Source organism: Desmonostoc vinosum (genome assembly GCF_059505385.1).
Window position 1 is genome coordinate 1 of record NZ_JCACKM010000263.1, and the last position, 5,459, is coordinate 5,459.

A 5,459-nucleotide genomic window follows, 5' to 3' on the forward strand; every position below is an offset into this window, starting at 1 on the left:
ATCAATGCCTGTAATGATTACAGAGCATAGCTTAGAGCTTTTCTTAGTGCCATTCAACCAAGAGTCTTCTTGGTAGTGAGTAGACATTGCAATTACCGGAATCAATTGATTTGATGGCTCAAAACTCCACTCTTCAAGAACACATCCCATATCACTAAATCAGTTTGTTGAGTGAATAATTCGCCTTGAATTCCTTCAAGCTCCGATGGCATCTTGGCCTTACCGTAGCTGCTATCTAACAAACGCCGACGTTTAGCTTCTCCCATAATTTTGACTCCTTAGAATGACTGAAAATGAATTGAAAAACATTCAGACTTTCACCCTTACCAAATCTTCTTGAGCAGCATAGGTAAAGTTATTTGTCTTGATTGTTGACGTGTTTAATACAGGGGACATGGATTCAATCATGTAAAACCAAGAATCATCAAGCTGTTCAATACCAAGGACTATTCGTTGTTTGGGTGCATCATTAATTGCACGAAGCATTACTCTTTCACCCAACATGAATTCAGGTTTGGTCAGAGTGTGAGGCTCAAATCTACCTGTACCAATCAAATTGTGTTCCCAAGCAGAAAAGATTTCTTCTTGTGTATCAACCGCATAATTCCACCTGTCTTTGTGCCATTGAACACCACAGCAATAACCAAATGTTCTGTTACTCTTGAGATAAACTTTCTCAAACAGACTTATCGTTACTGTGGGGATTCGATTACCCCAAGGTGGAGATATAAACCAACATGTTTCTAAGATAGTAATTTGGTCAATCATGATGCACGTCTTCCCAACAAGTAGTTAATTGCTTGGGGGTCAATAGAGGCAATACGTTTTTTGAGGTGTTGCGGAGGATTAGAGAGAAAACGTTTGAGATTCCATCTCCGGATTTGATAATGTTTAGCAGAACGCTTTTTGGCTTTGAGCCAACCTCTGTTTACCCACCGATAGACACTTTTTAAACTCAAGTTCAGAACGGAAGCGATTTCTTGACAACTGTAGTTATCGAGAGTAGGGCGTAGGCTGTAACCCAATTTCTGTAACTTGAGTTCGATAGCATGAATTGTTCGGTGATACCCTCTTCTTTTTAAGCTGGAAGCTATTTGTTTAACAGTATAAACTTCAGCTTTCGCCTCAATAATTGCCAGTTCTTCATCAGTCCATTTACTCATCTGCATTCTCCTTGTGGTAACGAATTCCCTCGTTTCTGATTACAGGTAAAACAAGCCAGTCTCAAATTTTTGATTTGATTATTCCCGCCCTTTGACAACGGAATGTAGTGGTCAATGGTCAATGTTTGAGCAGTAAGTTGACAGCCACACCAAAAACATTCCATCCCATATTTCGCAATCAGATGGGGTCTTTTATTACGCTTTTGACTGGTGTAAAGGCGTCTGTATAAGCGAGTAGGGTTATTTAATGTTGCACTCATGACTGTGGATTTATTAATGATGTACTTGATGTAGAAATAGAACTTGACAAATTTTCTTGTTTAACAATCGTGGCGCTAATTAATTCAAACTTCACATCGGAAATCTCAAAACAGTGTTGTATTTCTTCACTGTTATACAAGTCAGTAATGTGCTGCTTGATTGCAGATTTTGATAGACCGTTAGGGATGTTAATATGTGCTTCAGTTGTAACCGTTTCAACCACCGTTACAATGACAAGCATTAGTTTCTACTCCTTTTGGTAGTGGATTACTGCTTTAAAAATCGTCCAACTCTGTAACGCTTTCATCAGTCGTTACTTTCTTTTGGGACTTGGCTTTGTTAATCTGAAACTCGTTAGCTTTAATTACTGGCATTGCTGCTTCTTTTACTGCTACTTTCGCTTGGTGATAGAGGAATTGAACTACACCGTCTGCGTCCTCTTCTTCTTCAACTTGTGCCCACAAAGAGCAACTGATATCAATTGATTCAAACTGACCCAAATTGAACTTTCTGGAATAACTTATCGACACAGTACCGATTTTCATTGACTTGCTTTTACTGCTAATTTTGTAATGGCGACTCAAAGAGTGAATCGCCAATGCTTGTTGTTGATTACCGCTTCTTACCTTGTGGCAATACTGCTTGATTCTGCGGTTGCAATGATGCTCGTGCTTCTGCTTCTGAAACAGCAGGTAATGCAGGTACATTCTCCGCATTCAATGCCCAACGCTCATATGTCTCGTTTGTTACCCAGTGCAGTGTCGCACCGGATTCCGCACCACTACGAATTAGTTCCGCCGCTTCCAATGCATCGTTCTCAAAATCAGACTGTGAACGACGATACGACCACTGAATGAACCAGTACGACCCCTTTGCACCGTCCACCTTTTGGAATTCCGCGCAGAAGATATAATTTCGTAATACACTAGCGATGCCTGCGGCAACGTCAGAGACGAACGCACCATAGCAAAACTCTTTTGGATCTCCCGGCATTCCCGCCTCACACCAGTCTTGAAACGCACGATGAGCAAAGTGGTTGTACAAGCTAGCAAAACTATCCTTACTCCGGCGGTGCATCAGAAAGCACAACAGCATAGAAGCAGGGCCTTTGAACTGGTCTTTGAGTCCACCCCCTACAGGAATTACCCAAAGTTCAGTAAACGGTTCATTGGTGAAGTTTTCGTTGATTGTAAATACGCGGTCTGGTCTTGAAATAGCGATCGCAAAATCAGCTTTATTCCCTTTGAGATATCCCCCTGCTTGAGCCTCTAAAATTGTTAGCTTTGGAGGACAGTCAAGTAAGAACTGACCGTATTCCTTGGCGCAATTGGCTTGTAGTTTTGGTTGAGAGGGAGGAATGAGAAAGACGCTGTTGTTTACTTTGATGGTTTCCATGATTTTGTGAGATTTGTTACTGTAATTTTGTGCGTGTTGTAATATGCTGGCGAGTGTAAAAAGATGTCCTTCTTGGTTTGCGATCGCCTGTGTAAGCGCTATTCATTCAGGCGATTATTCTTATTTGTTAGGAGAGATTTCTGATGCAATGGAAAGGTTTTGATTGCTGTCTAGTTCTCCCTGCAAATAAGACAGTGCAGTTTGAGCATCCCCGATAGTAAGATCAGGCTGATAATCAAGTGCTTGAAACTCAGGATGTCTGTCAATCTCGCTTAGGATAAACTTTGCAGCGGCAACTAAAGTGTGTAAATTTGGGTGAGGCATTTTATTGCTCCTATTCTTGTAGTTAATTCAAATTTGATGCAAGAAACTTAGTAATTTAGAGGCTGTTCGTTCCACGTAATTGTCAACACCCTTAGCTATTGATGCCTCCTCTTGCTACTACTACCAACTGTTTTTGGAGGATAGTTATTTGATGTTGATAAGACTCAATTTCAAACAGCCTCTAAGCAAGTGATTCTTCTTTTGAGAAAGGCTTTAGTTCGTCTTCCAAGTAGTGGTATAGTTCTTCACTATGCTTGTGAGGTAGAACGCTGTAACGCCAGCCAGAATCGTATTCTTGGTCAAGATAAGTATCTTTTGGGTAATAAATCATGCTCACAATCATGCCCTGCTGTGTAAGCTGTCCAAAGCAGTAGCGTGGATAGTCCCAGCCTTGTGGAATAGATACTGTTGGTTGCATTTTTGTAGTTGATAAATGGAGTGATTTTTAGGCTTGGAAATGCCAGAAAAGGCAGCACAATAAAGGTGAGCAGTAGTAAAGATTACTGCCCACTATTTCAGTTACGCTGCAACTAACTCTGCATTCTCAAACAGTATTTGCAGTTCGTTGGGGGTTAGTTGCTCAAGCCGTTTGTATAACAAGTCTTCGTGTAAAGCGGGTTCAGTCTCAGCAGGGGGTACAACGTCAACCATCGACAGCCACCAAACCGTATCTAACGCAGAGTCACAGGGTACTTTCTCTTGACTCTCCCCTGTACGAATAAACCACCAGCTACCATCAGTGCAGCCTACTTCACCCAGCTTCATGTCATCGCGGTAAATCCCATCGTCACCTATGTCAAAGCCAAACTTTTCACATTCAGTGAAAATCTGCGCCATAATTTCGTTGCCAGTGGTGCAGGGTTCTTGTTGTTGTGCTGGTAATGCGGCTTCAGTTTGGTCGAGTGTTGCTAGTAATTCTTTGTTGAGTGTGCCGTCCTGGTGATGCCAAGTGATGTAGCGGTTGCATCTAGCCCATGTGTTAGCGCGGAATTTCTCTTTACCATCTACCATGACTACCCAAGGTTGGGTTAAGTCATCGTCATGGCTGATGCTGGCTATCAGCTTGCCATTAGAGAAGAATTCATGATCGTAGAAGGATATCTCTACTGTTGTCAGTGGTTCGGGGGCTACGGCTTGGGCTTGGGTTGCGATGTGGTTGTCAAGTTCGGCTTGGGCTGTGGCTGGCTCGTCAACAGCATCAGCTACTTTCTGCACTTTGGTTGCTTGATGCTCTACAATTGCGTAAATCCATGCATCTTTGCAGCGTTTGTCAGTTACCTCAACTGTGCAGCCGATTTCGCTGTAGATTTGCTTGAGGTGGGCAATAGATTTGTGGTGCAGCTGTTGTTGGCTGTAGATTTGGTGTGTCATGATTGTTAGGTTCCTTGTGGAATAGAAAGCACTCAAGATTCGCAGTCCGGGTGCTTTCTTTATACCTAAAAGTGTAAACCTGTTAATTAACACTTGTCGAGTGTTTAGTTGACAATTAACATATACTTATAGAATTAGGATTACGACTATGCCTGTGAAAGTTAGACGAATTATTAAGCTTGAAATTGATATTCCTGAGCTGGGTGAGCGAATCAAACAAGCACGAGAAGCTAGTGGGCGGCCAGTAACACAACTAGCTAAAGAAGCTGGCATATCTCGTAATTATTGGTATCAACTGGAGGCTGAGGCTGTTCTTGGCGGGATGGCTGAAGAAACCTTGCGGAAAATAGAAGAAGTTTTAGGTGTGGACTTAGGTGTACAGTTTGATGAGTAATCCTCCTCTAGCAACTGTTAAGCCCACCTTTCAAAATTTACTGCCGAGTGATGTTTGGGCTGAAGTCGCTTCCTTCTAGGCAAGATGTTCCGTAAATGCACCCTAAATAATCAAAGTACACAGTATCTTTTTGCAACTAACCCTAAGCAAATACGACTGAACTAAAAGAGGTAGGCGCATGAACACCCCACCCCGTAAGCGTAAAAAGGCCACCTCTGCTTCATACAGTAATTTAGAATCGCCAAACTCAAACATCTCTTCTCCAGAAGACCCAGCTTCAGTAACCGTTGAAGTAACTGCTGTTGAAGTTCCAGAGTTAACCCCCGAAGAACAGCGCGATCGCTTGCATTTAGAGCGGCGTGTGGAAAGAGCGTTTTTTGAGGCAGGCAAAGCGCTGATGGAATTGAGGGACAGGAGACTGTATCGCTCCACTCACTCAACGTTTGAGGAGTATTGCAAGGAGAGGTTTGGGTTTGAGCGCCGTCATCCCTACAGATTCAGGACTTACGCAACTGGCACAGGCGAGCGCTAAATTTGAGTACAAATGTATT

12 protein-coding genes are annotated in these 5,459 nt (G+C 42.5%); 2 read left to right on the forward strand and 10 right to left on the reverse strand.

Translation table 11 applies throughout. From position 1 onward, the window contains the following. Positions 1–101 precede the first annotated feature (101 nt). The 10 genes from AC5JMF_RS28520 to AC5JMF_RS28565 form a co-directional block, all read right to left on the reverse strand. Positions 102–266 (reverse strand): hypothetical protein, encoded by a 165-nt coding sequence (locus AC5JMF_RS28520; protein ID WP_495799080.1) that lies wholly within the window; start codon positions 264–266, stop codon positions 102–104. 43 nt (positions 267–309) lie between these two features. Next, complete coding sequence (locus AC5JMF_RS28525) at positions 310–768, reverse strand: DUF1392 family protein (RefSeq protein ID WP_495799081.1); 459 nt, start codon at positions 766–768, stop codon at positions 310–312. Beyond that, positions 765–1,163, reverse strand: coding sequence for a helix-turn-helix domain-containing protein (locus tag AC5JMF_RS28530; protein WP_495799082.1), 399 nt, complete (start codon positions 1,161–1,163; stop codon positions 765–767). The genes AC5JMF_RS28525 and AC5JMF_RS28530 overlap by 4 nt, the downstream gene beginning before the upstream one ends. After that, on the reverse strand, positions 1,160–1,423 hold the full coding sequence (locus tag AC5JMF_RS28535; protein ID WP_495799083.1) for an HNH endonuclease: 264 nt from the start codon (positions 1,421–1,423) through the stop codon (positions 1,160–1,162). Before AC5JMF_RS28535 ends, AC5JMF_RS28530 begins: the two co-directional genes overlap by 4 nt. Beyond that, on the reverse strand, positions 1,420–1,665 hold the full coding sequence (locus AC5JMF_RS28540; RefSeq protein WP_495799084.1) for a hypothetical protein: 246 nt from the start codon (positions 1,663–1,665) through the stop codon (positions 1,420–1,422). Before AC5JMF_RS28540 ends, AC5JMF_RS28535 begins: the two co-directional genes overlap by 4 nt. A 34-nt stretch (positions 1,666–1,699) precedes the next feature. Then, positions 1,700–1,969, reverse strand: a complete 270-nt coding sequence (locus tag AC5JMF_RS28545; protein ID WP_495799085.1) for a hypothetical protein — start codon at positions 1,967–1,969, stop codon at positions 1,700–1,702. A gap of 67 nt (positions 1,970–2,036) precedes the next feature. Beyond that, positions 2,037–2,819, reverse strand: coding sequence for a hypothetical protein (locus AC5JMF_RS28550; RefSeq protein ID WP_495799086.1), 783 nt, complete (start codon positions 2,817–2,819; stop codon positions 2,037–2,039). Between the two features lie 120 nt (positions 2,820–2,939). Beyond that, positions 2,940–3,143: a hypothetical protein gene (locus AC5JMF_RS28555; protein WP_495799087.1), complete on the reverse strand. Its 204-nt coding sequence runs from the start codon at positions 3,141–3,143 to the stop codon at positions 2,940–2,942. 181 nt (positions 3,144–3,324) lie between these two features. Continuing rightward, positions 3,325–3,561 carry a hypothetical protein gene (locus AC5JMF_RS28560; RefSeq protein WP_495799088.1) on the reverse strand — a complete coding sequence of 79 codons (237 nt, stop codon included), beginning with the start codon at positions 3,559–3,561 and terminating at the stop codon, positions 3,325–3,327. Between the two features lie 101 nt (positions 3,562–3,662). Next, complete coding sequence (locus tag AC5JMF_RS28565; RefSeq protein WP_495799089.1) at positions 3,663–4,514, reverse strand: hypothetical protein; 852 nt, start codon at positions 4,512–4,514, stop codon at positions 3,663–3,665. 148 nt (positions 4,515–4,662) lie between these two features. On the opposite strand from AC5JMF_RS28565, the gene AC5JMF_RS28570 reads away from it, so the two are divergent. Together AC5JMF_RS28570 and AC5JMF_RS28575 are read left to right on the forward strand one after the other, a co-directional pair. Then, a complete protein-coding gene (locus AC5JMF_RS28570; RefSeq protein WP_495799090.1) occupies positions 4,663–4,908 on the forward strand; it encodes a helix-turn-helix domain-containing protein in 246 nt (81 codons plus the stop codon). A 178-nt stretch (positions 4,909–5,086) separates the two neighbouring features. Next, positions 5,087–5,440: a hypothetical protein gene (locus tag AC5JMF_RS28575; RefSeq protein WP_495799091.1), complete on the forward strand. Its 354-nt coding sequence runs from the start codon at positions 5,087–5,089 to the stop codon at positions 5,438–5,440. Positions 5,441–5,459 lie beyond the last annotated feature (19 nt).